Source organism: Arsenicibacter rosenii (assembly GCF_001870735.1).
GTDB lineage: Bacteria > Bacteroidota > Bacteroidia > Cytophagales > Spirosomataceae > Arsenicibacter > Arsenicibacter rosenii.
In genome coordinates, this window is record NZ_MORL01000299.1 from 1 (window position 1) to 388 (window position 388).

Consider the following 388-nt stretch of genomic DNA (forward strand, 5'->3'; position numbering starts at 1 on the left):
GCCGGAAGCCCCTGAATGGCTGCCGAGTTATACAGGTTGAAACGGGTAATCTCGTTTGGCCCCTGGCCTTTTTTCAGTGTCATGAACGACGAGTAAGGAACCATCTCGCCGGCTTCGTTTTTCACAAACAGCTTCAGCAGATCGGAAGGCAGTCGTCTGAAACTCGGGTCTGACTGGACGTATACTTTAAAGAACTGGTTGAACTTAATAAACCCTTGCTCGTAGGTACTACCGATCAGGATGTTCAGGTTNATTGCTTTCCCGATTGAGACCCCTTTCTGCATCGCCAGTTTGTTATCGATCTCCAGTTCGAACTGCGGATAGTTTGCGGCAAAGAAGGTAAACAAGCCGGTCAGCTCTTTCCGTTTGCCTAGGTTCTCCATGAACT

At 48.8% G+C, this 388-nt stretch carries 1 protein-coding gene; it reads right to left on the reverse strand.

Annotated features, from left to right (window positions below):
- On the reverse strand, nucleotides 1–388 hold a 388-nt coding region (locus BLX24_RS31345; RefSeq protein WP_177226022.1), incomplete at both ends, for an efflux RND transporter permease subunit.